The sequence below is a fragment of the Candidatus Brocadiia bacterium genome, from assembly GCA_041658285.1.
In the GTDB taxonomy this organism is placed as follows: domain Bacteria; phylum Planctomycetota; class MHYJ01; order JACQXL01; family JACQXL01; genus JBBAAP01.
Genome location: JBBAAP010000002.1, coordinates 71,105 through 96,208 on the forward strand (window position 1 = coordinate 71,105; position 25,104 = coordinate 96,208).

Here is a 25,104-nt window from a genome sequence, read left to right on the forward strand (position 1 = left end):
TTTTATTTCAGGTAAATACTAGAAATCATTAATGATAAAGGCCTATCATCTTCACTCCAACCCTTTTCCTTGGGAACCACCGCATAGTTAGATTGTATTTTCAAATTAATCAAACTATTTCGTTCAACATCAAGTTCAACTCTAAAACTCTCACCCGGCTTAATGACTTTTGTAACAGATAATTTACCATCTATAAAAATCTCTACTTCATTAGGTTCAAAATTACCCGGAAGATAACCGTCAAGTACCAGCTTGCCTTCTCCACCGCTTTTAAAAATCGCTTTGGCATTTTTGCCGACCCATTTATCCTGATACCAGCCATCCATCAGCATAGCTGTTTGCAAAGTATTTCCAATCTTTTTACCTGCTTCATAATATACATTCAAATTATATTTTTCCATAATTTTCAAGCCATTAATAGTAGTATTCAAATCTGTTATAAATGGCGTCACGCCCCGTTCATCAACGGGCATTTCATCCGCAGAGACAAAGGCATACGGCACCATCACGGCAAAGTATTTTTTTACATACGGGGCGCGTTTCCAATCGTAAATCTCTGAATATATAAGCGCTGAAACAATATAAAATATTATGGCGCTCATTATTAAAATAGGCTTATTTCCAAGCACTCTTTTCATTATATTTTCACTCCCCGCATTCCCAGAGCCTCTCAGTAGCTGGGCCTTTTGCTGTATACTATAAATCAATATCCAAATTATGCCTACTATGCCAAACTTATAATGAACGGTATACCAACGGTCCGTGCCGCCAACCCAATCCCAGGGCCGGCCTATCAATACAAGAATTATTATGCCAAAAGTATACATTATCAATGCTATCGGGAGAAAAGTTTTCGTCCACATTTTTGAGGAAATGTATAATTTCAAGGAGTATAAATAAATAAGCATTAAAAAGAAACCGTTCAAGAGCAATACAGCAGAACTCGTATGGACGTATTCGTGAATGGTCCTGCTGATTATGCCGTTACTGAGGGATGCCAGGATGAATTTAATCACGTGTAGCGGCTGCGAGATTATGCTTATTATTTTATTCGAAATCCCATTTACAGCCGGATCATTTTGTACTGAGATATGGCCTTTCAAGTAAATTATATAATATAGAAATAGCGAAATCATTAATAGAAGGGTATTAACAAAAAAACTTTTATCAATTTTTTTGGCAGTAACGAATTTTAATAAATAGAAAATAAAAACCGCCGGTATCCAGGCAAAAGAATACGCTGTCCCGAATATCAAGATTGACATCAATATCATTACTCCAAGTATTGTATATTTGATTTTAGAGGCCTTTTCCTCAAACATAATTTGGTCCAATAATGCAATTGTTATCAAAAAGCAGGCTATGCTCATCCTCACCTGGATGTCCATCCCCCCCCCGATTCCCTGTGACACATTAAACATGACAAAGACAATGAGAATGAAAGATATCGGTATGAATAATAAGGCATTAAAATGAAACAAGCTTTTCCTATACCTCAAATAAATGGCGATTGAACTTAATAATATCAAGCTCAAATTTATATAAGCGTCGAAAAACGCGTTCAGGTGGAAAAAGATTACATTTACAAGAAAAAGTACGTTGTAGCCAAACAAACCGTGTTCGCCGAAAGGAAACCATAAATCCTTGAATCCCAGAATGCCTTGGTGAAACTTCTCGACTAAAGGCAAATGAACAAACCAGGCCTGCCATATGACATTAACGATGCTGCTATGGATAAAAATAAAATAATAAGCGCAAAAAGACAGCAATATTAGTATTATTAAATACTTTTCCCAAATTGAAGTTTTGTTATTCTCAAATGTTTCCATAAATCCAAATATTTATTTCTATCAATAATCTATCGTTTTACCGAACTAACAACTTATTACCTTGTTAATGTATTATCCTTTATACTAAATCGCCTTAAGGGAAAATTTGTTTTATTGCCTTATGATAATCTTCGGGTACGCCTATGTCTATGAAGTAATTCCTACTGGCAAAACCTATTATATTATTATCGGCTATTATCCCGGGAAGGAAATCTATTTCAAAGCTGAATTTGCCCGGGGAACCGGACATTTTTCTCTTCAGGAATCCTGTTCCCGCCAGATATACCCCGCCGTTTATATGCGCTTTTTTATAAAACGCCTTTTCCTTAAAACATATTATTTTATTATTCCCGTCTAATTCGACTATGCCGTACCGATCGGAATCCGTTATTTCCTTAACAGCTATGGTCATATCCGCTTTTTTGTCGTTATGAAACTGTTTCAAGCCATTGATATCACACTTAAAAATAGTATCACCGTTCAGGATAAGAACCTGTTCTCCTGAACACAAGGTCAACGCCTTCTTTATGGCTCCGCCGGTGCCCAAAGGCTCGGTTTCCTCGGAGTATTTCAGCTTTATCCCATGCCAGATGTCCCCGAAACGTTCTTTTATCAACTCGCGCCTGTACCCTACCGCCAGGATGACGGTATCCGCGTAATTTTTGATGTCCGCAAATAGGTATTCCAGGAATGGCCGGCCGTTTATGTCTATCAACGGCTTGGGGATATCTTTGGAGATTTCTTTGAGGCGTGTGCCCTTACCGCCCGCTAAAATAATCGCTTGCATATTTTACTAAGTTTCAACCACGAATGTACACGAATAAACACTAATATTATTTTTATTTTAACCGCGGATTATACTAATTTTACTGATTATTATTAATTTGTAATGTTACAAGTCTCTTTAAAGTCACTGTTATATTCAATCTGATTACTTTGAAGTCCAGGCGGTCAGGCCGTGCTTGGTGAACTGGAACCTGCGGAACTCGCCGCCCAGCTTCTGGAGCGCCTGAATGACCTTATACCGGGTATTCCTGGGGCAATAGAGCATCATAAACCCGCCGCCGCCGGCGCCTGACACCTTGCCGCCGGCCGCCCCGGCCTTTTTGGCGGTCTCATATATCTCTTCTATCCGGGAATTGGTGATATTGCCGGCCGTCTTCTTCTTGTGATGCCAGCCATAATCGAGGATTTCTCCGATTTTGTTCAGCTCGTTTCTAAGCAAAGCTTCCTTAAGCATAACCGCCTGGGTTTTCAAGTGGTGCATGGCTTCCAGCGGCGCCTTCTTTTTATGGGTCACGTTCTTCACCTGCGATTCCACCACGGACGATGAGGTCCGGCTGGCGCCTGTATAGTAAAGCAGGGTGTTAAATTCCAGTTCGGCGATGGATTGCGATTTTATCCTGAGCGGATTGACGATGACCTTGTCGCCCTGGTAGAACTCTATGAAATTGAACCCGCCGAAGGTGGCCGCATACTGGTCCTGCTTTCCGCCGGGAAGTTTCAGGTCCCGGCGCTCTATCTCGTAAGCCAGATGGGCTATATCGTATTCGCCCAACGGCAGGTTGAGCCATTCAACAAAAGCGCCCAAGATGGCCACGGTCAGCGTGGATGACGAACCCAGGCCCGAGCCGGGCGGTGCGTCGACATAGGTGGTGATTTTGAACGATAGCGGACGGCCGTTATTGTAGTCCTTTACCACCCGGTTATAGACGCCCTTTATCAGGTCAAGATTGCCGTCCGGCCTGAGGTATCTGGCAGCCTTAAAAGTCAGAAACTTACCGCGGTCGACGGAATCTATGATTATTTGCTTGTCCTGATGCGGCTCTATTACGGCGTAGGCGTACATCGAGATGGTGGCGTTGAGTATCTGCCCGCCGTAAAGGTCGGAATAAGGCGAGACATCGGTTCCGCCACCGGCAAACCCGAGCCGCAAAGGCGCTTTGGCACGAATGATTCGGTTAGGCATTTATCTCCTCAGGAATAATCTTCCCTTGCTGACATTGGCCCGCCAGTACTCAAGCAGGTCCTGCATGGTGGTTTCAAATGGTATCTCCGGTTTCCAGCCGGTGTGTTTCTGGAATTTCCTGGTATCGGGTATCTGCAGGTCGGCGTCTATCGGCCTTAATCTTTCCTTATCAACCTCTATTTTGATGTTTTTCACCTTGGCCAAGCTCAGCAAGTATTTGAGCATATCCCCGATAGTGCAGGAATAAGTGCCGCCGATGTTGTAATATTCGCCCGGAACAGGATTGACCGTAACCAGCATATAATAGGCCCGGACGGCGTCACGCACGTCGGCCCAGGTCCTCATTGAATCCAGGTTGCCGACCTGGACCACCGGCGGAAGCAGTTTTGATTCTATCATAGCTATCTGCTTGGCAAAGGTGGATTCGGCGAAGACATCGCCCCGTCTGGGGCCGGTATGAGTAAACATCCGGGTGGACATGGCTTTAAGGCCATAGGCCTGGGCGTAGAAACGGCCGACCAGATCGGTGCCAACCTTGGATATGGCGTAAGGCGACGCCGGATGGAAGGACACTTCCTCGTTGATAGGCACTTTTTCCTTGGGCACCCGCCCGAACACCTCGGAAGACGAGCAGACGTGGATGAACGGGTCGATTGCCCCGGCATCCTTTGATTCCTTGATGGCCTCCATCAGCCGGGTGGTCCCGTTGATATTGGTATCCAGCGTGTCTATGGGCGAATCAAAGCTGGTCTTGGGATAGCTCTGGGCGGCCAGGTGAAAGACGTAATCAGGCAGAGATTTCTTGATGACCTCGCGCAGGGAGACATAGTCGCGCAGGTCGCCGTAGAGCAGGTAAACGCGGTCGTTTTTGTTGGCCCTGGGCAGGAGATGCTCGATGTTATCCAGCGGACTGCGCCAGCGGCACATGCCGTAAACGTCCCAATCGGTCTTGGCAAGCAGGAAGTCAGCCAGGTGAGACCCAACCATGCCGGTAACGCCCGTGATTAAAGCCTTCTTTTTACCCATAAACGCACCTCTTACTTGTTGAACTCCTGCTTCATCGCCTCGGCCAAACTTATTGGTCTGCGGCCGAGCAGTTTTTCAAGATAAAGCGATTTCAGGTTGATAATTTTCGGCCGCGCCCGGTAAAATTCTTTACCAGGTTCCGCTATTTTCATCTGCAGGCTATTATCCACGACCCTTTTATATATTTCGGTAATATCCAGCTTGGAAACCAGATTATCACCGCAGATATTGAATACCGGGTTTTTTAATTTATCCCAGTTATTTTTTAGGGCGATAATCGCATCCAGCAGGTCATTGAGATAGATAACATTACGGGAAACCGGATGATATATCTCGGCCGTCTGCTTTGTTTGAGAGCATTTTTGCAAGTAGGTGGTCATTTTATCGGCCTTGGAAAATATATAGGACATCCGAAATACCTTGAATTGCTTTTCGGGCAGGAACTGGCGTTCTATTTCGTTTTTCATCTGGGCGTATCTGCCGTGCGGGTTAGCAAGTGAATTCTCATCCACCTGATTTTGTGACTCGCCGTAAACCGTATCCGAGGAAAAGAACAGCACCCGGGCCCGGCGTTCCAGGCATTTCCTGATGAAATAGGCCGTTCCGGTAACGTTTATCCGGTATGCCATTTCGTATTGCTGTTCGCAGACATCAGGCAGGGAGATGGCCGCCAGGTGGGCGACGAAATCATCGGGGCTGATAAAACTGTAATCGAAATCGGCCGGCTTGTTCAGGTCCAAGCGCCGGCAATCAGGATTAAGAGGCACATTAAGAGCGGTGTACTTGATATCTTCCGTCCGGGTAAACCTTTCGATAAAGGCATTTCCGATAAACCCCTCTTTACCGCCGACGACTAAAATACTCATGTTCGCTTATTCCATCACGATGCCGATATCGCTAAAAATCTTCCTGAAAGTTTTATCAGCGTAATCCATTGAATTATTGTTTTTGACGTATTGTATAGATTGCTTGGAAATCTTATCCCATAAAAGATTATTCTTATAAAGCGATATCACCTTTCGGGCAAAATCATCGGCCTTATCGGTAATCATGGCCGTTTGGCCGTCCATCAAATTCAACCCCTCAGCCCCGATAGAAGTTGTGACCATAGGCAGGCCGAAACTCATAGTCTGGATATTCTTGCCTTTTATGCCGGCGCCGTAACGAAGCGGCGAGACAAACACCCGGGCGTTCTCGAAATACGGCGCCACATCCTTGGCATAACCAACCACCTTTACGCCCTTTTCGGGCGAATCCAAGGCCAGCACCTCCGGCGTCGGCTTACTGCCCACAATGGTCAATGTCACATCCGGTATGCCTGATTTCACCAGCGGATAAACCTCCTTGATGAACCATTTGATGCCGTCGGCATTAGGCGGATGCTGGAACCCGCCCAAGAAGAATAATCCGTTTCTTTTGTTAAAACCGGCCTTGGAAAGGCTTATCTCCTGGATATAAGGGACAACCACTGTTTTCGCCTTGGGAAGCTCCTTGGCTACAATCTCTTTTTCCACCGGGCTCAGGGTCAGGGCAACGTCGCTCTTGGCTATCAGGTATAATTCCTTGGATTTATATTCTTTCGACCGCTTGAGCGCTTCCTTGTCGTTTTCGAGCAGGCCTTTCCGCTCCTCCCTGAGGAAATACAAGTCAACCAGGTCATACAAGACCTTGATGTTAGCCACGGATTTTATGGTATCAATATACGGCATCGCCACGTCCGGCCGGGTCAGGAAGGCAACATCTATATGCTTGCCGTAATTCTTGATGTATTTATTAAAATCATTAGGCCCGTAAACCAGTTCTATACCCATCTGCTCCAGTTCCGGTCCGTAAGGCTCGTAGCGGTAAAGGTTATGGGGCCAGAATATAATTTTAAAACCCATATTAAGGAATATCTTAAGGTACTCATACATCCTGACCGAGCCGGCATCCTGGTCCCAAGTGGGCACATTATTATCCATAAACAGCATTATCTTCTTATTGCGCGACCGGTCACGGGCTAGGAAGACGTTTTCGCCGTTCTTGAAATGCTCCTTTTCCAAAACTGTCTGCCACTTGCGGTAGAATTTTTGAGTATTAATGACCTGGTATTTTTTCATTCCCTGGGCGGTGTCGGTACCGGCGGTAACGCCTTCGAAATGGATTATTTCGGCTTTTGGCTGATACATCACCTTGTATCCTTTTTGCCTGACCCGGAACGCCAGGTCGGTATCCTCGCAATAGGCCGGGGCGTAGTATGTATCAAACAGGTCTTCGCCCTTGAGAACGCTTTTCCTGACCAGCAGGCAGGCGCCGGAACAATAATCCACCTCCTTGACATAGTTATATTCCCATTTCTTGGGGTCGTCGAGCCGGCCATAGTTCCAGGCAATGTTGATTGGGTCGTTCCAGATGATGCCGCCGGCCTCCTGGAGCCGGCCGTCGGGATAGACCAGCTTGGTCCCGACCAGGCCGATTTTATCATCCCTCTGGGCCAGGTCCGTCATCGCCTTAAGCCAACCTTTGGTTACCTTGGTATCGTTATTCAAAAGGAGTATGTATTTGCCTTTGGACAGCTCCGCGCCCTTGTTGCAAGCACCGACGAATCCAAGATTAGTTTCGTTCCTAATGACCTTGATATTCTTTATCTTTGCCAACATTTGAGGCGTTTCGTCTTCCGATGCGTTATCTACGACAATCACCTCGTAAGGCGCGCCATCGGTATTTTCAACCAACGATTCCAGGCATTTATGGGTATATTCACACTTGTTCCAAACCGGGATGATGATAGAAACATCCGGTTTACTAACAGCCGGGAATTCTATGGCTTTCCATTCCCGGGACTGGCCCGGTTCCGATTTGGGAAGTTCTTGAACAGGCGCAGTTTGCCGGACCGGCGGCGTCCAGACCTTGGATGTTTCATTCTTCCTCAACCATCTGAACGTAACCGCATTCCAGCAAAACCGCCAGGTTGCCTTGGCCATCCGCCGGCGCCGGCTGTCCAAGGGCAGGATAAAATTGCGAAACCTGTAATATACGGATATAACCCGCCAGCCGTGCGAGTTATGGATTTCCTCGAGGTCATAGGCCATATGCCGGTTTTCCATCTGCAGGTTTGCGATATGGGTATTATTTTCATCTATCTCCTTTTGTAGTCTATTACCCCACTGCCCGCGCCTGACGCATTCAGCGTCCAATTCATCCACTTGTTTTTGCAGGCGCACGCCCCATTCACCTCGCTTAACAATTTCATTATCCATATCCTTGATTTTAGCAGCATTATTATTTAGCTGTTTTTGAAGTGTCAGAATTTGCTCATCCTTATTAATGATTGTACCCTGCAATTCTGACATTTTAAAATGACCGCTTGATAACTCGGCCTCTAACTTAACTATTTTTATGCGATTGACAGACAGATCTTTTTCTAATTCCACATTCCGTGCCTTCAACGCAGTAAACTCAACCCCCAGCTCCTTAAGCTGAACCTTATTATCGTTCAGGACAGCAACCATCTCCTCGAGATGTTTCTGGCGCTTATCAAGTTCAACCTCTAATTTAGAGATATGGTCCTTGATAAAGGTCTGGAGCAGGTTGATATTGGTGGTAACGGTGGTTTCCAGGGACTTGATGATACGTTCCTTATCGGAGATGGACTGATTAAGCCCGACAATAACCTGATTTTTCTGCCTGACCTCGGCATCCAAGCCCTGGCCCCACTTGCCCAGTTTTTCCGCCTCCTGCTGGAGCTCTGATATGCGCCGCCCCTGCCTGGTTAATTCCGCGTCCAGGCTTTTGCCCCAATCGCTCAGTTTTTTTATTTCTGCCTGGCGTTCGACCAATAAGCTATCACGTTCCTTATTGCCAGCATCTAATTCTTGACCCCATTTGCTAAGATTTTCTATTTCTTTCTGTAATTCGATGATTCTTTGGTTTCCTTGATTCAACTCGGCATCTAATTGAATACTATGATTACTGAGCTTTTCTATTTCCGCTTGGCGTTCGACCAATAACTTATCCCGCTCTTTGCTGCCGGCATCTAATTCCTGTCCCCATTTGCCAAGCTTTTCTATTTCCACCTGTTGCGCTGCTAATAAGGTATCTTTTTCTTCGCCTTCTGATTCCAACGATTTTCCCCATTTACCAATTTTTTGCACTTCATTTTGAAGCTCTACAATCCGTTTCTCGTATTGTTTTATCTGTTCATCCAGTGATTTACCCCATTTTGACAACTCTTCGATTTGGCTATTTTGCGAAGAAATTAAATTATCCTTTTCCGCAAACAGTCTGAATGAAGTGTCCACAAGGTAGGAATTATATTTAATGTCAACCTTGCCGTTAGACGCAACTGCAATGAAATAGAAAGGCTCTTTTCTCTTCACGCTCGCGTATTTAAGTTCCTTGCCTGAGCTTTTTAGGCTCAATTCCTGCCAGTCCCGATATGAACCCTTTAAATCCCATATATTGGACGACGGAAATATCCTTTGCCCGAGAAATGAAGCGTTCTTGAAATACTTTTTCATCAAGCCGGAAAACTCGTTGATATCAAGCTCTTTTTTATGGAATGAATTTCGATAATTGCGTTTATTCGAATAAACTGGCTTATTTGGCGTAGAAACAATAAATAAACCATCATCCTTAAGCAGTCTTTTGACCTCTTTTAACAGCTTGGCCTGCTCTTTTATGTGCTCAAGGACCTCATAACATACTATGACATCGAATAAATTCTTACCTTTTAACGGAATGTCCCTGACATCGCCAATCTTGAATTTCAAGTTTTCCTGACGATACTTTTTTAAAGCGTGATTAATTGCGGCCTTATCAATATCAATGCCTATTACCGATTTAGCTGTTTGGGCCAAAAAAAACGACCCATACCCTTCGCCGCATCCTACATCTAGGACTTTTTTGTCTTTAACGAATTCCCCAGCGAACCCATAGCGATGCAGGTGCTCATAATGGGTATCCGCGGTCGGACCAACAGGAACGAACCGCTCCCCGGTCCATTCAAGATTTGTTGTTTTTTTTACTATCATAACTAGATTACGTTTTATTTAGTTTTAAAGTTAATATCGGCTGATTTCAAGCGCGGGTGTTTTTTATCCTTATCCGATACCAGAGGGTTCTGAACCGGCCAGGCGATGGCGATATCCGGGTCGTTCCAAATAATTCCCCGGTCGTTCCCAAGCCAATCTTTGGTTGATTTTACACTCTTCATATAACAACAGGATAAGTAAACTATAAACCTGCCAATTGTCAATAAAACAGGACTACTATACAAATCCGGTTATTTCCATCAAAGCCATTCTTAGCCCCGATTATTCATATCCACCCCGCTGGCGGGGCGGACCACATTAAAGTACTCGGGATTCCTCGGCCGTAAGTCTCTCGGTCACCCGTACGGGTGTCCTGCGAGGCTAACGGAAATTATTCACGCTAAACTCGTAAATAATCCGGGTTAATACCTTAAAATTGGCGGTTTTATAGTATCTGCGCTGGTCGGACTCCAGCAGTGAACCCAGCTTGACGGCGTAATCGTTCGGTTTTAGCGCGCTTATGACTTCTAATATCTGCCCGGCGGTTTCCCGGCTGGTTTGCGGCTTGACCCCTTTTTTCAGCAGGAACTCGATGTCAAAGGCATCACGGATTTCCTTGCGGTCGAGAAACGCCTCTATTTTAGCCTGCATCATGTCGTCAAGCGATACGGCCCGGACCGGCACCTGGATGTCGGCATAACGGCTGTAGGCTATGGCCGATTCGGTCTTGATGTCTTTTTTCTCTTTGCGCACTTCTATTTTCAAACTGCGCGGAAAGTCCTTTGATTTGAGCTCCAGCAGAATGGTGTAGAATTTGTTCCGGCTGTCTTTCAGGGTGTACGCTCCGGACAAGCATTCTTTCAGGTTTTTGTATAACCCGGCCCGGTCAAGGTCATTGGTAATCCAGAAATCAAGGTCTACGGAAAATCGGTTTAACCCGAAACACAGCCTGAGCATGGTCCCGCCGCCAAAGGTCAGGTTGCCCAACAACCGGGCGCTGTTGAGTTTGTCCAGAACCTCCATCTCAAACCGTTCCTGCTTGATCAAGTCTTGCATATTTTATCCCTTGCGCACCATCAATAACTTATTAATCGCCGATTGCGTCCGGAGCGGGAATCTCCCGGCAATCCGCCTTAGTTCTTTCCTGTCCAGCCGGCCTAACGACAGCGAATTTAAATCCGGACGATATTTGCCGATGGAATAGAGATAGAGCGTATCTGCCAGAGCCTTTTCCGGCGTAGCGATAAAAATGCCGTCTTTTTTGACAAACCCGAAGTAAAGCCGTTTTTTCAGTTTGTAGTAGTTAAAGGCAACGCCTTTGATGTCATATTTGATGGAACGCTTAAGCGCGGCGCTTTCCGTAAAATTGCGCTGGACCTGGGTGGTCATGTCATAAATCCCCAGGGCGGTCATAAATGAAATATAAGACGGCACCTGGAGAAAATTGGCGGCCTTTAAAAGCTCTTCAGACGATACATCAGCCCATTTCTGGGAAAAAGCGTAGACATTATTTTTTAGCCGGGTGAATATGCCGTTTTTTACGTACCGGCTGCAGAGAACCCTGATTGATGCCGGCTTTATGCCCAGGACTCTTTGGAGTTCGACCGGGGTAAAATACATTTTTGACTGCAATGACGACAATTTGGGATAATTCATATTAACCCGCTTCTTCCGCATCTCATACTATGTATGAAAAAACAGCCATTCGTAATCCCGGACCCAGGTGCCGGCATAGCGGCCATAACCATATTTATGGCAATTATGGTAAACATACTTAATTAACGTTTTTGTTAACTATATATTCTTAGTAAAATATGTCAATAAAAACTGAATTATGCGGAGAACCTTAATTTTACCACGAATTGTCACGAATGTTGCTTAAATGAAGGATGCTTCTTGTCCTTCTCCGATACCAGAGGGTTCTGAACCGGCCAGGCGATGGCGATATCCGGGTCGTTCCAAATAATTCCCCGGTCGTTGGCGGGCGAGTATTCTTCCGTACACTTATATATCACGTCTGCCTGGTCGCTCAGCACCACGAACCCGTGCGCAAACCCGGCCGGCACATAGAGCATCATCTTGTTCAGCTCGGACAATTCGGCGCTGACCCATTTGCCGTAGGTCGCGGACTTCCTGCGGATATCCACGGCCACGTCCCAGATCGCCCCCTTGACGCACCTGACCAGCTTGCCCTGCGCCTTGGGCGATTTCTGGTAATGCAAACCCCTTAATACGTTCCTGATTGAGTAAGAATGATTGTCCTGCAGGAAGTGCTCGGGTATGCCCATCGCGGTAAACTCGCTGTGCTTGTAGGTCTCGATGAAGAACCCGCGGGAGTCGGCAAAGACCTTGGGCTCGATGAGCACGACCTCGGGGATGGATAGTTTGGTAAAATTAAAACTCATAGTTACCTTTCACCACAAAGGACACTAAGGACACAAAGAATACTTTTACATTTTCCCCATTCGCTAAGTTTACCCTGAGTATTATCGAAGGGCTCAGTGAGACTACGCTCTCTATGATATATAGTCTATCGTCTTTTGTCTTTTTCCGAAATCACATCTTCATCAGCCGGTCGACCATTTTCCTGAACGGTTTAGCCCGGTGGTTGATAAATTCGTTATATTGGGTAACAAATTCCAGGTAGCTATCAACCCCGGTTTTACGGTTTTTGAAGGGATTATGCCGGTTTTTTGCTACCGCCCGCATGTCACGGGAAATAGCCGTTTGCTCAATCGTTTTAAGGGAAATCATAGCCCGTAACTCCGGTATAGTTTATTATATACATTGGCCATTTCAAACATGCTAAAATACTTCTTTAACAACTTCCAGTCAAGCTTATTTCTATGGAGCGACATCAGCGCTTCGATATCGGGCAGGTCCTGCTTTTGGCGGACGGGGTCGTTATTGATGGCCTGAAGTTTCAGGCCGATGATGTCTTCGGGCTTCAATACCCTGATTTTAAGCGCTCCGTTGAATATCTCTTTCTTACCGGCCCGTTTGAGCATCCCCAGGCTGACCGGGCGAAAGGCATACAAAAAGTCCACCTCGCCAAAAACATTCAAGTCTGAAACATATTGCCCCACGTTCTCGGTCTGGAAACGGCATTGATAGCCGAGTTTCTTCATAATGACGTCAATTTGGTCGATATCGTCCCGGTCGGCCAGGAAATCTATATCCACGGTAGACCTCCCGGCGCCCCACAGCCCCATGGCAAAACCGCCTATCAGCGCGTATTTGACACCTGACCGATCAAAGGCGACCAGCAGTTTCTGAAGCACTAATTTGAAGTCCATATATTTAGCCCTATTTTTAACCACGAAAGCCCGAAAAACTAAAAATTACTTTTATTCAACAGGGACTGAACGAGACCTTACTTTTTACAAGTCTCTTTATAGTCTATTTAAGTCCATGTTAACACTATTCAGTGGCTTCAGTGCTCTCAGCGGTTATATTCCTTTGTTAAGAAATTTCTCCAGATATTGGCCGTAGGAGCTCTTTTTCAACGGTTCTATCAGTTTCTTAAACTGTTCTTTATCTATATAGCCCAATTCATAAGCCAGTTCTTCGACGCAGGCAATCTTCTGTCCCTGCCTCTTTTCGATAATAGCAATGAACTCGCTGGCCTCCAAGAGGTTCTCGCAGGAGCCGGTGTCCAGCCAGGCCGTTCCGCGGCCCAATAATTCCACCCTCAAAGCATTCTTCTTGAGGTATTCGCGGTTGACGTCGGTTATTTCCAGCTCGCCCCGGGCCGAGGGCTTGATGGACTTGGCTACCTTGACCACATTGTTATCGTAATAATACAGGCCGGTGACGGCGTAGTTTGATTTAGGATGCGCGGGCTTTTCCTCTATTGACAGCGCCTTGCCGGACTTGTCAAAATCGACCACGCCGTAGGCGACCGGGTTCTGGACGTAATAGCCGAATACCGTGGCGCCACGCTGAGCTTTGACATCGGCCACCACCCGCTTCATCAGGTTGGTCAGCCCGTGCCCGTAAAAGATGTTGTCGCCCAGCACCAGGCAGACGTCGTCCTTGCCGATGAACTCTTCACCGATGAGAAACGATTCGGCCAGACCCTTGGGCTGGAGCTGTTCTTTGTAGCTGAGCTTCAGGCCCAGGTGCGCGCCGTCGCCGAAGATAGCCTTGAACCGGGGCAGGTCCTGGGGTGTGGAGATTATCAGGATTTCCCGGATGCCGGATATCATCAGGATAGACAAGGGGTAGTATATCATCGGCTTGTCGTAAACGGGCAATAACTGCTTGCAGACGGCCTGAGTGATGGGATAGAGCCGGGTGCCGCTACCGCCGGCTAAGATGATACCTTTCATTTTATGCTCCTAACTTTTAGTACACAGATTAACCTGATTTAGCTGATAGTTTATTTCCCAGTTAAATCAACCCTGCTAAATCCTTTGTGAAACTATTTTATAAACTACGGAGCGGTGCAAAATAGCCAAAACCCATACCTCGTTTTTGTTTACCTTATAAACAACCCGGTAGTCCCCGACGCGCAGTTTCCAGTATCCACTCAAGGGCTTGCGCAGGGGGTGCCCGTATTTTTCTGGTTCAATGGTCAGCCGCGTTTCTATGGCGGTTGATATCCTGACACGGGCGGTCTTGTCAATCGCCGGGATGTCGCTTTCCTTAACCTTATGGTGGTATAAAATTGTATAGGCCATATAGCCGTTATTTGGGAAATACCTGCCGGTGGGTCAGGGCTTTCTTGCGGTTAAATGTCCGCTCGCGCTCTTCGGCAACGCCGGTCAAGACTACGTCCTCGAAGTATTCAAGGCTCATACTGACCAGGTCCCGGACTTTATAAGAAAGCGAGACTCCGTCGTCATGGGCTAATTTTCTTATGGCCTGGTAAATGGGACGGTCTAAGACTACATTTATTCTGGGGTTCTTGGCTGACATATTAATGACTCCTTTCAACTGTAGTGTTACACTTCTGTAACACCTTGTCAAGAAATATTCAGTCATAGATTAGCATATATTTAACCACAGATTAACACGAATAATAACGACTCCCGAAATAAATCTGTGTAATCTGTGGCTACGCGTATTTTCCTCGAAGTTCACGGTAGAGCGTTTTGCCGCTGGCCGTCCGGGGAATATCAACAGACTTGATAAAAACGACGCTCTTGGGCTTTTTATAGGCCGCCATCTTGTCGCGGCAGTAATCGATTATCTCTCTCTCGGTAGAGGTCTGACCTTCTTTGAGAACTATAAACGCCTTGACCGATTCACCCCATTTGTCGTCGGGCACGCCGATGACGGCGGATTCGAAAACCTTGGGATTGAGGGCCAGCGCCTCTTCGACCTCGGAGGGATAGACGTGCTCGCCACCGGTGATGATCATATTGTCCTTGCGGTCGACCAGGTAGTAATAGCCGTCGGCATCCTTTTTGGCCATATCGCCGGCGCTGAACCATTGGCCTTTGAAAACGGACTTGGTCTTGTCGGGCAGTTTGTAGTAGCCGTCAAAGAGCATCGGGCCGCGGGAATAGAGCTCGCCCACCTGCCCGGCCGGCAGTTCCTTACCGGCGGAGTCGAGTATCTTGATGCGGTCGGTGCCGATGGATTCCTTGCCGATAGAGCCGGCCTTGCTGAGCTGTTCTTCAGGCCTGAGGATGGTGACAATACCGGCCTCGGTGGAGCCGTAGCCTTCGTAGAGCCGGGCGTTGGTGAAATATTCCATCACCCGCTTCTTGATTTCGCCCCGGGCCGGCGCCGAGGAGCACAACAGCTTGTTTATGGAGGACACGTCGTATTTAGCCCGGACATCGGCCGGCAGGCCGAGTATCAGGTTGTAATGGGTGGGGATGAGCGAGATAAAGGTGGCCTTTTCCCGGGCGACGATACCCAGGATTTCTTCGGGGTTGAAGTTCCGGGCCGGATGGACGTAGATACCGCCGCCGATATAGGTGAAGGTGAACGAGAAATAGGTGGTGTTAACGTGGCAGAGCGGCATAACGTTGAGGCAGATATCGTCCGGCCGGAAACTGAAATCACCGGCGTTTATGAGGTAGAATGCAATATATGATTCGTGCGACCGGAGCACGCCCTTGGGCTTGCCGGTGGTGCCCGAGGTATAGAGCAGAACCCAGGTGTCTTTGGGGTCGACCCGAATGCCGGGGTCCTTGTCCGGCGCGCTGTTCAGCCAGGATTCGTAATCAGATAAATTAGAGATTTGAGATTTGGAATGCGGGATATGGGATTTTATCTCAATGTAATGTTTTATTTGCGGCAGCTGCGGCTTTATTTGTTCAATCAGCGGAATGAATTCATCGTGGACGAAGAAGGCCTTGCTGTCGGCGTCGGCGGCGATGTAGGCGACGTCGGCCGGGCTAAGCCGGAAGTTTATGGGGTTGATGACGATACCGGTCCGGGCGCAGGCCAGATAGAGCTCGATGATTTCCAGGCAGTTTTCCAGCAGGCAGGAGACCTTGTCGCCCTTCTTGAGCCCCAACCCGAGCATGGCGTTGGATAATTTATCAATACGGGTGTTAAGCTGACTGAAGGTCAACAGCCGGGACTTGTCCTTAAGCGCCATCCGGTCCGCATACTTGGCGGCGTTGACCCGGAGCGTCTCGGCTAAGTTAAGCCATAATGCTGACATCAGAAATACCTTTTTAGTAAGCGGATTAAGCTGATTTCACGGATAATTCTCAATCTGCAATTTGAAATCTGTAATCTCCCGTCCTCCTAGGCCTTAACTATCCTGCTTCTATTCTTGGTAACATTCTTGGTGGCGTTACGGCTGTCTATGACCAGCCGGCTGTTGTTGACTATCAACTGATAGTCGTAGGCGGTGTGGTCGGTAGCGATGACCACAGCGTCGTATTTCCTGAGCATCGGCACGGTCAGCTTTTGGGACTTGAACGGCGGCAGTTTGTAGTGCCTGAGTTCGGGCAGAGCCGGTATGTGCGGGTCGTTATACTGGACCCGGGCGCCCTTTTCCATAAAGAGCTCTATCAGCTTCAGGGCCGGCGATTCGCGCATATCGTCGACGTCTTTCTTGTAGGCCACGCCAAGGATGAGAATGCTGGAACCCTTGAGCGATTTGCCCAGATTGTTGAATTTCTCGGCGGTCTTGTTAACGACATAATAAGGCATAGCCAGATTGACCTCACCGGCCAGCTCGATGAACCTGGTGGGCGTCTCGTACTGGCGCGCCTTCCAAGACAGGTAAAACGGGTCGATGGGGATGCAGTGCCCGCCCAAGCCGGGGCCGGGATAGAACGGCTGGAATCCGAATGGCTTGCTGGAGGCGGCGTTGATGACCTCCCAAACGTCGATGCCCATCTTGTCAAAAAGCACCTTGAGCTCGTTGACCATAGCTATATTGATGCAGCGGTAGATATTTTCCAGCAGTTTGGTCGATTCAGCGGCCCGGGTCGATGAGACGGGTACGACCTTCATAACCACCGCACCGTAGAGCGCCTGGGCCAGGACGCGGCTGTCCGGGTCGTCGGCGCCGACCACCTTGGGTATCTTTTCGGTAGAGTATTTAGCGTTGCCAGGGTCTTCGCGTTCAGGCGAAAAGGCCAGGAAGAAATCCTTAGCCGCCTTGAGCCCGGTCTGCTCCAGTATGGGCAGGCAGACTTCGTCGGTGGTGCCGGGATAGGTGGTGCTTTCCAGGACGACCAGCTGTCCCTTGCGCAGGGTCCGGCGGATGGTCTGGGTGGTGTTGACGATGTATGACATATCCGGGTCGCGCATAATGGTCAACGGCGTGGGCACGCAGATGATGATGGCGTCCATATTCTTGAGCTGGCCGAAATCAGTCACGGCCTTGAACCCGCGCTTGAGCCTGATATCGTTGATGCTTTCAGCGGTAATATGCTTGATGTAAGACTTGCCGGCGTTCAGAGCGGACACCTTTTTATGATCGATATCAAACCCGGTCACGGGGAATCCGCGCAGTGCGAAGAGCCGGGCCAGCGGCAGGCCAACATAGCCCATGCCGATAATGCCGACTTTGGCTTTGCGTGTCTTTATCCGATTCATCAGGTTGGCGGCTAACGGTTTCATAATGGTACTCTTCTTTCTAATCGCCGTTAATCGGCGAGCCGGAGCTTGGGCTCCAGACTTCATTTATCCGGGTTTATTATTAAACAATTTAGGGTCAATATTGTCCTGCCCGCCGCATTCGGGCGTGTAGCAGGTAACATTGGTAAAATCGCATTTGGCATTGCAGTTGGGACAGGGAGCCGGCGGCGTTCGGGCTTCAAGCGTGTAGCCACATTCGGAACAACGCCACTTGGGTAGAATAGAATCTTTATAAGACGTGTTATCCAGCGCCAGGAACAGACGGGCAGGGTCAAAACCCGTCAAGACCTCGTTACCGACAACAATTACCGGGACAAAACGCTGGCCGGAGACCTTGACCACCTCGGTCCGGTCCGGGTCACCGGAGACATCTATATTCTCAAAGCTTATCTGCCGGCCCTTGAGGTAGGCCTTGAGCCTGATGCACTCCAGGCAGGACGGGATGGAATAAACCTTAACCTTTTTCATATCATTCCTTGAGCAGTTCTTCTATCCGAATCGGGTCAAAGCCGATGACTATCTGGTCATCCATGGTAATGACCGGCACGCCGTACTGGCCTGAGACCTCAAGCAATTCCTTGGCGTTGTCCGGGTCCTTGGAAACGTCGATATCCTCGAACAAAATATTGCGGCGGCTGAGGAAGTCCTTGACCTTTACGCACCAGGGACAGGTAGGCGTGCTGTAAACCTTTACCGTTTTCATGACTGCTCCTTGGCCGGTTGGCCCTTATCAGCTGGTTGGCCGATTAAATCGCGCACCAGAACGTTAAGATAATTATAACTGCGAATATCAAAATCACCTTCTTTTTTCAATCTTTTCGCGCTGTTGCCGGGCACGATAATCTTATTGAAGCCGAGCCGGACGGTTTCCTGCAACCTGCGGTCGATATGGCTGACCGGCCGGATTTCGCCGGCTAGTCCGACCTCACCGACAGCGACGATATCGGAAATGGGCCGGTTACGATAGCTGGAAACGATGGCCAGGGCGATGCCCAAATCCGCGGCCGGTTCATCTATCTTGACACCGCCAACGACGTTGACGAAGACGTCCTGCGAACCGAGCGGTATGGCCAGCCGGCGCTCGAGCACGGCCAGTATCATGGTGGTGCGATTGAAATCAACGCCGCTGACCCGGCGCGACGGCGCAGCGTAATAAGAACGCGAGGTAAGAGCCTGGATTTCCAAGAGCAGCGGGCGGCTGCCGACCATGGACGGCACGATGACCGTGCCGGCCGTGTCTTTGTCACGCTGTGAGATAAACATATCGGACGGGTTGGTGACTTCAATCAAGCCGTCTTCCTGCATCTCGAATATGCCGATTTCGTTGGTCGAGCCAAAACGGTTCTTGACAGCCCGGAGCATGCGGAAAGACTGGAAACGGTCGCCTTCGAAATAAAGGACGCTGTCAACCAGGTGTTCGAGCGAGCGCGGCCCGGCCAACGAGCCATCCTTGGTGACGTGTCCGATAAGGAAAAGCGAAACGCCCAGCCGCTTACAGAGATAGACCATGGCCATGGCTGATTCGCGAACCTGAGTCAGGGTGCCGGGCGCAGTAGGTATTTCCGGACGGTAGACCATCTGGATGGAATCCACTACCACCAGGTCGGGTTTGTATTCCTCTATGTAAGAGCCGATAACATCGATATTGGTCTCGGAAGCCAGGAGCAGGTTATCCGAATCAACGCCCAGCCGCTCGGCCCGGAGCTTGGTCTGGAGAACCGATTCCTCGGCGCTGACATAGAGAACCTTCATGCCTTCCTTTGTAAGTTTGTGCGAGACCTGCAGAAGTAAGGTTGACTTGCCGATGCCCGGGTCGCCGCCGATAAGCGTGACCGAACCGATAACGATACCACCGCCCAGGATGCGATCGAATTCCTTGATGTTGCTGATCAGGCGCGGCGCATCGGATAATTTGACTTGGCTAATAGGCTTGGGTCTCTCTCCGCCCAGCGAGGTTTTATTTTTCTGCTGGGACTGCGGCGCCATTATTTCTTCGGCCAGACTGCCCCACTCGCCGCACTCGGCGCAACGGCCGACCCACTTGGGCGCGGAGGAGCCGCATTTCTGGCAGACGTAAACGGTCTTAGGCCTTTTTAACTGCATAAAAAATCATGGCTAACAAGGCTATGGCAGCGGTTTCTACCCGCAAGATAGATGTTACCGGCAATCGCGCTTCTTTAAAACCGGCTTTAACCGCCTGTTCAATCTCTTCAGGCGTAAAATCGCCTTCCGGTCCGATAAGATACAATATCCGCCGGGTATTTCCACTTTTTTGCATCATTTCTTCCAACGAACCGTCCGGCGCGGACGGTACGGCAATCAGGGCTAAATCGTAATTAGCTATTTGGCCGACCACATCTGTAAAATCCATGGGCGGGTGGATATGGAGCAGTGTATTCTGGCCGGTCTGTTTGGCCGCGGCCACGGCCAGGTTCTGCCAACGCCGGAGCTTGCGGTCGGCGTCGCGAACAATGCTGCGACGGGTAATGACCGGGATGAGTTCGGAAGCGCCCAGTTCAGCGGTTTTTTCGACCAGCCAATCCATGCGCGAGCCCTTGGGCATAGCCGAGGCCACGGTGATGTGCAGTTGCGCCGCCTGGACGTGCCGGGTTTCCATAATATCAAGCACCACCCGGTCCTTTTCCAAGACAGCCACCCGGGCCAGATAAGAATCACCCCGGCTGTTAAAAACCTCGACGTCACTGCCCTGTTTAAGGCGAAGAACATCTTTAAGGTGGTGAGACTGCACCTGGTCCAGGATGATTTTATCAGCCTGGGGCTGGCCGTAGAAATAGAATCTCTTTAAATGATTCATGAGGCATAGAATATAAGGCCAAACGACCGGAGTCAATTATTTTATATACAGATATTGACAGGTATACCGCAATATGTAGGATATGAAGATTATGGAAAATCTAAATAGCTTGGATTTCGAGGTGCCTATAGTGGCGCTGGAAAAGAAGATTGCCGAGCTGGAGAAGTTTTCGTCCTTGGCTGACGTGGACCTGACGGACGAGATAAGCAAGCTCAGGCAGCGGGCCGACCGCTTAAAGCTGGATATCTACAAAAACCTGACGCCTTGGCGGCGGGTGCTGCTAGCCCGGCATCCCCAGCGGCCACTGGCTACGGATTTCATAGATTTGATATTCAAGGATTTCATAGAACTCTACGGCGATCGCTCGTTCCGCGATGACAAAGCCATCGTCTGCGGGCTGGCCAAGCTGGATAACTTCAAAGTCATGGTAGTCGGCACCCGGAAAGGTAAAAATACCATGGAACGGATGGAATCCAATTTCGGCTGTCCGCATCCGGAAGGCTACCGCAAATCGCTGTTAAAGATGCAGTTGGCCGAGAAATTCAAGCTACCGATTATCACGCTGATAAACACGCCGGGCGCGTATCCGGGCATCGGCGCCGAGGAACGCGGACAGGCGCTGGTCATTGCCAAGAACCTTTTTGAGATGTCGCGGATGCGGACGCCGATAATCTGCATCATCACCGGTGAAGGCGGCAGCGGCGGCGCGCTGGCCCTGGCCGTGGGCGACAAACTGGCCATAATGGAAAATGCCTACTTCTCGGTCATATCACCAGAAGGCTGCGCGGCCCTGCTCTGGCGCGACAGCAGTAAAGCGCCGGACGCGGCTAAAGCCCTGAAATTCACAGCCAAAGACCTGCTGGAGCTGGGCATTGTGGACGAGATCATACCTGAACCGCTGGGCGGCGCGCACCGGGATCATAAAACAACCGCGGAAAACGTCAAAAAAGTAATTCTGCGCTACCTGAACGAACTGACCCAGATGCCGACCGAAGTGCTGCTTCAGAAGCGCTACGAGAAATTCAGAGCCATCGGCAAGTTTGTGGAGTTGCAGGAAAAAACCGCGGCGGAATTAAAAACCAAGTAATTATCAGATCTTAGCCAGCTTTTTCTTGATGTGATGCCCGGACTTAAAAACAATAACCTTTTTAGCCGGTGCCATAAGCTTTTCACCGGTCTTAGGGTTACGAGCCTTGCGGGCCTTGCGCTGTTTTATCATGAACACCCCGAAGTTGCGCAATTCCAAACGCCCTTTCTTGATGACCGTATCTATTATCGTGTCCAGAGTGGTCTGGATGATTTTGATAACCGTGCTTTCGGACATGTTATGCTTAACCGCTACCTGGCGGGCAATATCTTTTTTGTGAATCATATATGCTAATCGCGCTTTACCAGTTCCAGCGTCAAGGCAAGCTTTTTGGTATCTTTACCCCGAACAACCGTGACTTCGACCTTGTCATTCTCCTTTTTGTTAAGCATGGCGAATTTAAGGTCTAACATATCGGCTATCGGCTGATTGTCAACAAAAATAATAATATCATCCTTCTGAATCCCGGCTTTTGATGCGGCGCTGTTTGGAGCAATGTCCTTAACAGGCATTCCCTTCTTATCAGCCAGAGGCTGATCCAAAATTACTCCAAGCATCGGGCGAATCTGGTCAATCTTTAACACCTTGGTAAAGAACAAGTAATCAGCCGGGCTATTTTTGTGTTCTTCCAATATTTCCAATACTCCGCTGTTACCGTCCTCTGATTTATTCATAGGTTCCTTGTTTTCGGATATTTCAACGCCCAGAATAGTCCGGTAATCGAACTGGGTACGCCATTTGGCCCGCTCCGGAATACCGAAACGGAACATAATATGGCCGCCGCCCACGAAGACGACCATCTGGCCCGAAGCCGCGTCTTTGTCCAACCCGCGGAAGAAGCTGGCCACCGAATCAGCCATGGTATCTTCCCAAACGCACTGCGATTCGTAAAAACTCTGGAAATTCTCCTCGGTAAACATACCCATCTGGATATGCGGGCGGAATCGCTCATAGATGTAAAAACGATGTTCCTTATCGTTGATGTCTATCTTTTCGGGCAGAGATTTACGCTCTTCCGGGGTAAGCACCTTGAGTCCGCTACGGGCGACTTTCTTGCTAATCTCGGCCGGAGCGTTAAGGGCTACGACTTTTAAACCTTTTTCATACGAGAACGTGACCATAGGCTGGTACATCATCCACTCGAAACTCCAGCGGCTGTAATAATCAGTTTTGCGAAGCATTTCTTTCTCGTCTATCTTCTTGGCGATGTAATCGTCCAGAAATGACTGGTACGGGCGCTGGAACATTTCCATGCCGATGGAAATTTTCCTGGTTTTGGAATTGCGCTCATAGACGGCCTTGAGAACCTTTTCCTGCATCTGGTGATGAGGCACACTGTCATGCGTTTCGCCCACGTAAACGACATTGGCCTTAGCCGCGTCGTCCATCATCTCGTCGAATGATACAAACTTCTTATTGCGTAAGTCATAAATCTTGCCAATCAGTTCAGCCGGGGGTATATTTTTAATGTCCTTAATCTCTATGACTTTGGGTGCTTCAGCCACCTTGGGAGTAACCGGCGTTTCGGCTGAGATAAAAGTCACCAGAGTAACACAAATCAGGAACCATCCCAACAGATAAACTATTTTTTTCATATCACGCCTTTCTTATTATTTCAGAATATCGGACATACTGTACAGTCCGGGTTTGGCATTAGCAAGGAATTTAGCGGCATAAATGGCGCCCCGAGCGAATATGTCGCGGTTGTTGACCCGATGAGTCAGCTCGATGCGCTCCCCCAGGTTGCTGAAAACAACGGTATGGTCGCCGACCACGTCGCCTATCCGGAGTGAGTGTATGGGAATATTCTTATTGGACGCCTTGGCCACACATTCGGCCAACCGTTTGGCTGTACCGCTGGGGGCGTCTTTCTTAAACCGGTGATGGGTCTCAATTATCTCAGCGTCATAGTCCGGACCAAGCGTCCGGGCCGCCTCGGCACCCAGCCTGAAAAGCAGATTGGCGCCCAGGCTCATGTTCGGGCTCAACAGGCAGGGAATCACTTTTGACGCGGCCTTGATCTTATTGAGCTGTGTCTTATCGAAACCGGTGGTACCGATAACCAGCGGTATTTTATGCTTGCGACAGGCATCCAGACAACCCATAGCTCCGGCCGGGAGTGAAAAATCGATAGCTACATCAGCCTTTTTATCGATGGCCGCGGATAACGTGACCCCGAGCGGTTTGCCCAGGCCGACCATCAGACCTACATCCTTACCTGATTGAGGATGCCCCGGGCGGTCAACGGCCAGAACCAGTTTAAATATTTTGGAATCGGTTGCCAGCCTGATTATAGACAAACCCATCCGTCCGGCCGCACCGTTGACTGCTAATGTAATCATAATGATTTTGGAATTTGACCATATCTTCATATTTTAGTCAAAGAATTTATATACTTGATTTTATCTCTTTGCTATATATAATTCCGCTATGCGACATTATTCCGCGATATTTTTATTGATCCTATGCCTGTCCTTGATCGGATATGCGGCAACCCATGAAACCAACCAGTCGGGCGCCAATTCCGGTATAGCTGTCGGCCAATGGGTGCAATACCACATCAACCGTTACGATATCGACAAGTCCGAAACGAACAAGGACAACCTGTCATCCACGTCCGAGGCCGACATCAAAATGTCCATTACCGGCCGACAGACGTTATACGAACAGGAGCTTTTCTGGGTCGAACTGGCAGTCAACCATGGCAAAGAATCACAACGCATCGTCAGGTTCCTGGCTGATTCCAAGGGAACTCCTCAGCCGGAGAAAATAATCGTCAAGCACGGGCAACTGCCGGCCGTAGAAATGAACCTGCGGATATGGGAGATAAAAACCCGGATTACCCGGGAAAAACTGCTGGCCGAGATGCTGGGCAAGTTAAACCTGATACCGCTGACCCGGCTGGAGATACTGGATAAACCCATCGTTCCTGATAAGACTTCTAACGAGGCAAACCCCAAAGCAGAAAATAAGACTTCAGTCGCGGGAGAACCTGAAATATCTGGCGGCAAGACAATTTCAATAACAATCACATCCCAACCGGATATCAAGTCGCTGGCCTGCACCAAGCTGGTTACCAACCAGCCGGAAATCGGCCTATCAAGCGAAAGTCTTTATTCAAAAATAATACCCCTATCCGGGCTGGCCCGGCTTGAGATGATGCAGGATTCAACCAGGAAAAAGACCCAGACCATTATAACAATAACCGATTTCGGCCTGGCCGGAGCCGAGTCGCTGATTAACGAAAAAACCAGGCAACTGGATTTCAAGTAGCCATATGAAAGTATGCATATAGAGTATAGACCGTA

Annotated in this window: 26 protein-coding genes and 1 pseudogene; 2 read left to right on the forward strand and 25 right to left on the reverse strand. The window is 48.6% G+C overall.

All coding sequences use genetic code 11. The features are described from left to right. Positions 1 to 2 precede the first annotated feature (2 nt). The 22 genes and pseudogenes from WC980_02315 to WC980_02420 form a co-directional block, all read right to left on the reverse strand. Entirely contained in the window at positions 3 to 1,829 is a 1,827-nt protein-coding gene (locus tag WC980_02315; protein ID MFA5793894.1) for a hypothetical protein, read from the reverse strand. Positions 1,830 to 1,923: 94 nt separating this feature from the next. Next, positions 1,924 to 2,616 (reverse strand): nucleotidyltransferase family protein, encoded by a 693-nt coding sequence (locus WC980_02320; GenBank protein ID MFA5793895.1) that lies wholly within the window; start codon positions 2,614 to 2,616, stop codon positions 1,924 to 1,926. 144 nt (positions 2,617 to 2,760) lie between these two features. Beyond that, a complete protein-coding gene (locus tag WC980_02325; GenBank protein ID MFA5793896.1) occupies positions 2,761 to 3,798 on the reverse strand; it encodes a dehydrogenase in 1,038 nt (345 codons plus the stop codon). Continuing rightward, positions 3,799 to 4,824: a GDP-mannose 4,6-dehydratase gene (locus WC980_02330; protein ID MFA5793897.1), complete on the reverse strand. Its 1,026-nt coding sequence runs from the start codon at positions 4,822 to 4,824 to the stop codon at positions 3,799 to 3,801. 11 nt (positions 4,825 to 4,835) lie between these two features. Next, complete coding sequence (locus WC980_02335; protein MFA5793898.1) at positions 4,836 to 5,690, reverse strand: NAD(P)-dependent oxidoreductase; 855 nt, start codon at positions 5,688 to 5,690, stop codon at positions 4,836 to 4,838. 6 nt (positions 5,691 to 5,696) lie between these two features. Next, positions 5,697 to 9,836 carry a glycosyltransferase gene (locus WC980_02340; protein ID MFA5793899.1) on the reverse strand — a complete coding sequence of 1,380 codons (4,140 nt, stop codon included), beginning with the start codon at positions 9,834 to 9,836 and terminating at the stop codon, positions 5,697 to 5,699. A gap of 14 nt (positions 9,837 to 9,850) precedes the next feature. Next, a complete protein-coding gene (locus tag WC980_02345; protein MFA5793900.1) occupies positions 9,851 to 10,018 on the reverse strand; it encodes a dTDP-4-dehydrorhamnose 3,5-epimerase family protein in 168 nt (55 codons plus the stop codon). Positions 10,019 to 10,217: 199 nt separating this feature from the next. Continuing rightward, positions 10,218 to 10,892 carry a nucleotidyl transferase AbiEii/AbiGii toxin family protein gene (locus WC980_02350; GenBank protein ID MFA5793901.1) on the reverse strand — a complete coding sequence of 225 codons (675 nt, stop codon included), beginning with the start codon at positions 10,890 to 10,892 and terminating at the stop codon, positions 10,218 to 10,220. 3 nt (positions 10,893 to 10,895) lie between these two features. Next, positions 10,896 to 11,492, reverse strand: a complete 597-nt coding sequence (locus tag WC980_02355) for a hypothetical protein (GenBank protein MFA5793902.1) — start codon at positions 11,490 to 11,492, stop codon at positions 10,896 to 10,898. Between the two features lie 209 nt (positions 11,493 to 11,701). Then, the gene (gene rfbC, locus WC980_02360) at positions 11,702 to 12,241 is read right to left on the reverse strand and encodes a dTDP-4-dehydrorhamnose 3,5-epimerase (GenBank protein MFA5793903.1); all 540 of its coding nucleotides are present in this window, start codon (positions 12,239 to 12,241) and stop codon (positions 11,702 to 11,704) included. Between the two features lie 151 nt (positions 12,242 to 12,392). Further along, complete coding sequence (locus tag WC980_02365) at positions 12,393 to 12,590, reverse strand: hypothetical protein (protein MFA5793904.1); 198 nt, start codon at positions 12,588 to 12,590, stop codon at positions 12,393 to 12,395. Beyond that, the gene (locus tag WC980_02370; protein MFA5793905.1) at positions 12,587 to 13,132 is read right to left on the reverse strand and encodes a nucleotidyl transferase AbiEii/AbiGii toxin family protein; all 546 of its coding nucleotides are present in this window, start codon (positions 13,130 to 13,132) and stop codon (positions 12,587 to 12,589) included. The genes WC980_02365 and WC980_02370 overlap by 4 nt, the downstream gene beginning before the upstream one ends. 153 nt (positions 13,133 to 13,285) lie before the next feature. Then, positions 13,286 to 14,167, reverse strand: coding sequence for a glucose-1-phosphate thymidylyltransferase RfbA (gene rfbA / locus WC980_02375; protein ID MFA5793906.1), 882 nt, complete (start codon positions 14,165 to 14,167; stop codon positions 13,286 to 13,288). Between the two features lie 75 nt (positions 14,168 to 14,242). Beyond that, positions 14,243 to 14,518, reverse strand: a complete 276-nt coding sequence (locus WC980_02380) for a type II toxin-antitoxin system RelE/ParE family toxin (protein ID MFA5793907.1) — start codon at positions 14,516 to 14,518, stop codon at positions 14,243 to 14,245. 7 nt (positions 14,519 to 14,525) lie between these two features. After that, positions 14,526 to 14,756 (reverse strand): antitoxin, RHH family protein, encoded by a 231-nt coding sequence (locus WC980_02385; GenBank protein MFA5793908.1) that lies wholly within the window; start codon positions 14,754 to 14,756, stop codon positions 14,526 to 14,528. Between the two features lie 139 nt (positions 14,757 to 14,895). After that, positions 14,896 to 16,461 carry an AMP-binding protein gene (locus WC980_02390; GenBank protein MFA5793909.1) on the reverse strand — a complete coding sequence of 522 codons (1,566 nt, stop codon included), beginning with the start codon at positions 16,459 to 16,461 and terminating at the stop codon, positions 14,896 to 14,898. 86 nt (positions 16,462 to 16,547) lie between these two features. Further along, positions 16,548 to 17,876: a nucleotide sugar dehydrogenase gene (locus tag WC980_02395; protein ID MFA5793910.1), complete on the reverse strand. Its 1,329-nt coding sequence runs from the start codon at positions 17,874 to 17,876 to the stop codon at positions 16,548 to 16,550. A gap of 63 nt (positions 17,877 to 17,939) precedes the next feature. Further along, the gene (locus WC980_02400; protein MFA5793911.1) at positions 17,940 to 18,116 is read right to left on the reverse strand and encodes a hypothetical protein; all 177 of its coding nucleotides are present in this window, start codon (positions 18,114 to 18,116) and stop codon (positions 17,940 to 17,942) included. A gap of 75 nt (positions 18,117 to 18,191) precedes the next feature. After that, positions 18,192 to 18,362, reverse strand: a pseudogene (locus tag WC980_02405) (glutaredoxin domain-containing protein). A 1-nt stretch (position 18,363) separates the two neighbouring features. Beyond that, on the reverse strand, positions 18,364 to 18,597 hold the full coding sequence (locus WC980_02410; GenBank protein ID MFA5793912.1) for a glutaredoxin domain-containing protein: 234 nt from the start codon (positions 18,595 to 18,597) through the stop codon (positions 18,364 to 18,366). After that, positions 18,594 to 19,997 carry a DNA repair protein RadA gene (gene radA, locus WC980_02415; protein MFA5793913.1) on the reverse strand — a complete coding sequence of 468 codons (1,404 nt, stop codon included), beginning with the start codon at positions 19,995 to 19,997 and terminating at the stop codon, positions 18,594 to 18,596. The genes WC980_02410 and radA overlap by 4 nt, the downstream gene beginning before the upstream one ends. Continuing rightward, positions 19,978 to 20,709: an RsmE family RNA methyltransferase gene (locus tag WC980_02420; protein MFA5793914.1), complete on the reverse strand. Its 732-nt coding sequence runs from the start codon at positions 20,707 to 20,709 to the stop codon at positions 19,978 to 19,980. The genes radA and WC980_02420 overlap by 20 nt, the downstream gene beginning before the upstream one ends. An 82-nt stretch (positions 20,710 to 20,791) precedes the next feature. On the opposite strand from WC980_02420, the gene WC980_02425 reads away from it, so the two are divergent. Beyond that, positions 20,792 to 21,796 (forward strand): acetyl-CoA carboxylase carboxyltransferase subunit alpha, encoded by a 1,005-nt coding sequence (locus tag WC980_02425; GenBank protein ID MFA5793915.1) that lies wholly within the window; start codon positions 20,792 to 20,794, stop codon positions 21,794 to 21,796. A gap of 3 nt (positions 21,797 to 21,799) precedes the next feature. Here the strand turns inward: WC980_02425 and WC980_02430 are convergent, their stop codons facing one another. The 3 genes from WC980_02430 to dapB are packed head-to-tail and all read right to left on the reverse strand — an operon-like array spanning position 21,800 to position 24,168. Continuing rightward, positions 21,800 to 22,081 (reverse strand): HU family DNA-binding protein, encoded by a 282-nt coding sequence (locus WC980_02430; protein MFA5793916.1) that lies wholly within the window; start codon positions 22,079 to 22,081, stop codon positions 21,800 to 21,802. Positions 22,082 to 22,086: 5 nt separating this feature from the next. Continuing rightward, entirely contained in the window at positions 22,087 to 23,391 is a 1,305-nt protein-coding gene (locus WC980_02435; protein MFA5793917.1) for a ChaN family lipoprotein, read from the reverse strand. A 15-nt stretch (positions 23,392 to 23,406) separates the two neighbouring features. Then, positions 23,407 to 24,168 (reverse strand): 4-hydroxy-tetrahydrodipicolinate reductase, encoded by a 762-nt coding sequence (gene dapB, locus WC980_02440; GenBank protein MFA5793918.1) that lies wholly within the window; start codon positions 24,166 to 24,168, stop codon positions 23,407 to 23,409. A 58-nt stretch (positions 24,169 to 24,226) separates the two neighbouring features. Here dapB and WC980_02445 point away from each other — a divergent pair, with 58 nt between their 5' ends. Beyond that, positions 24,227 to 25,069: a hypothetical protein gene (locus tag WC980_02445; protein MFA5793919.1), complete on the forward strand. Its 843-nt coding sequence runs from the start codon at positions 24,227 to 24,229 to the stop codon at positions 25,067 to 25,069. Positions 25,070 to 25,104 lie beyond the last annotated feature (35 nt).

Bases quoted from the DNA above. Each gene is read 5' to 3' on its own strand.
- WC980_02315 (MFA5793894.1), bottom strand. From the start codon at position 1,829: ATGGAAACATTTGAGAATAACAAAACTTCAATTTGGGAAAAGTATTTA.
- WC980_02320 (MFA5793895.1), bottom strand. From the start codon at position 2,616: ATGCAAGCGATTATTTTAGCGGGCGGTAAGGGCACACGCCTCAAAGAA.
- WC980_02325 (MFA5793896.1), bottom strand. From the start codon at position 3,798: ATGCCTAACCGAATCATTCGTGCCAAAGCGCCTTTGCGGCTCGGGTTT.
- WC980_02330 (MFA5793897.1), bottom strand. From the start codon at position 4,824: ATGGGTAAAAAGAAGGCTTTAATCACGGGCGTTACCGGCATGGTTGGG.
- WC980_02335 (MFA5793898.1), bottom strand. From the start codon at position 5,690: ATGAGTATTTTAGTCGTCGGCGGTAAAGAGGGGTTTATCGGAAATGCC.
- WC980_02340 (MFA5793899.1), bottom strand. From the start codon at position 9,836: ATGATAGTAAAAAAAACAACAAATCTTGAATGGACCGGGGAGCGGTTC.
- WC980_02345 (MFA5793900.1), bottom strand. From the start codon at position 10,018: ATGAAGAGTGTAAAATCAACCAAAGATTGGCTTGGGAACGACCGGGGA.
- WC980_02350 (MFA5793901.1), bottom strand. From the start codon at position 10,892: ATGCAAGACTTGATCAAGCAGGAACGGTTTGAGATGGAGGTTCTGGAC.
- WC980_02355 (MFA5793902.1), bottom strand. From the start codon at position 11,492: ATGAATTATCCCAAATTGTCGTCATTGCAGTCAAAAATGTATTTTACC.
- rfbC (MFA5793903.1), bottom strand. From the start codon at position 12,241: ATGAGTTTTAATTTTACCAAACTATCCATCCCCGAGGTCGTGCTCATC.
- WC980_02365 (MFA5793904.1), bottom strand. From the start codon at position 12,590: ATGATTTCCCTTAAAACGATTGAGCAAACGGCTATTTCCCGTGACATG.
- WC980_02370 (MFA5793905.1), bottom strand. From the start codon at position 13,132: ATGGACTTCAAATTAGTGCTTCAGAAACTGCTGGTCGCCTTTGATCGG.
- rfbA (MFA5793906.1), bottom strand. From the start codon at position 14,167: ATGAAAGGTATCATCTTAGCCGGCGGTAGCGGCACCCGGCTCTATCCC.
- WC980_02380 (MFA5793907.1), bottom strand. From the start codon at position 14,518: ATGGCCTATACAATTTTATACCACCATAAGGTTAAGGAAAGCGACATC.
- WC980_02385 (MFA5793908.1), bottom strand. From the start codon at position 14,756: ATGTCAGCCAAGAACCCCAGAATAAATGTAGTCTTAGACCGTCCCATT.
- WC980_02390 (MFA5793909.1), bottom strand. From the start codon at position 16,461: ATGTCAGCATTATGGCTTAACTTAGCCGAGACGCTCCGGGTCAACGCC.
- WC980_02395 (MFA5793910.1), bottom strand. From the start codon at position 17,876: ATGAAACCGTTAGCCGCCAACCTGATGAATCGGATAAAGACACGCAAA.
- WC980_02410 (MFA5793912.1), bottom strand. From the start codon at position 18,597: ATGAAAACGGTAAAGGTTTACAGCACGCCTACCTGTCCCTGGTGCGTA.
- radA (MFA5793913.1), bottom strand. From the start codon at position 19,997: ATGCAGTTAAAAAGGCCTAAGACCGTTTACGTCTGCCAGAAATGCGGC.
- WC980_02420 (MFA5793914.1), bottom strand. From the start codon at position 20,709: ATGAATCATTTAAAGAGATTCTATTTCTACGGCCAGCCCCAGGCTGAT.
- WC980_02425 (MFA5793915.1), top strand. From the start codon at position 20,792: ATGAAGATTATGGAAAATCTAAATAGCTTGGATTTCGAGGTGCCTATA.
- WC980_02430 (MFA5793916.1), bottom strand. From the start codon at position 22,081: ATGATTCACAAAAAAGATATTGCCCGCCAGGTAGCGGTTAAGCATAAC.
- WC980_02435 (MFA5793917.1), bottom strand. From the start codon at position 23,391: ATGAAAAAAATAGTTTATCTGTTGGGATGGTTCCTGATTTGTGTTACT.
- dapB (MFA5793918.1), bottom strand. From the start codon at position 24,168: ATGAAGATATGGTCAAATTCCAAAATCATTATGATTACATTAGCAGTC.
- WC980_02445 (MFA5793919.1), top strand. From the start codon at position 24,227: ATGCGACATTATTCCGCGATATTTTTATTGATCCTATGCCTGTCCTTG.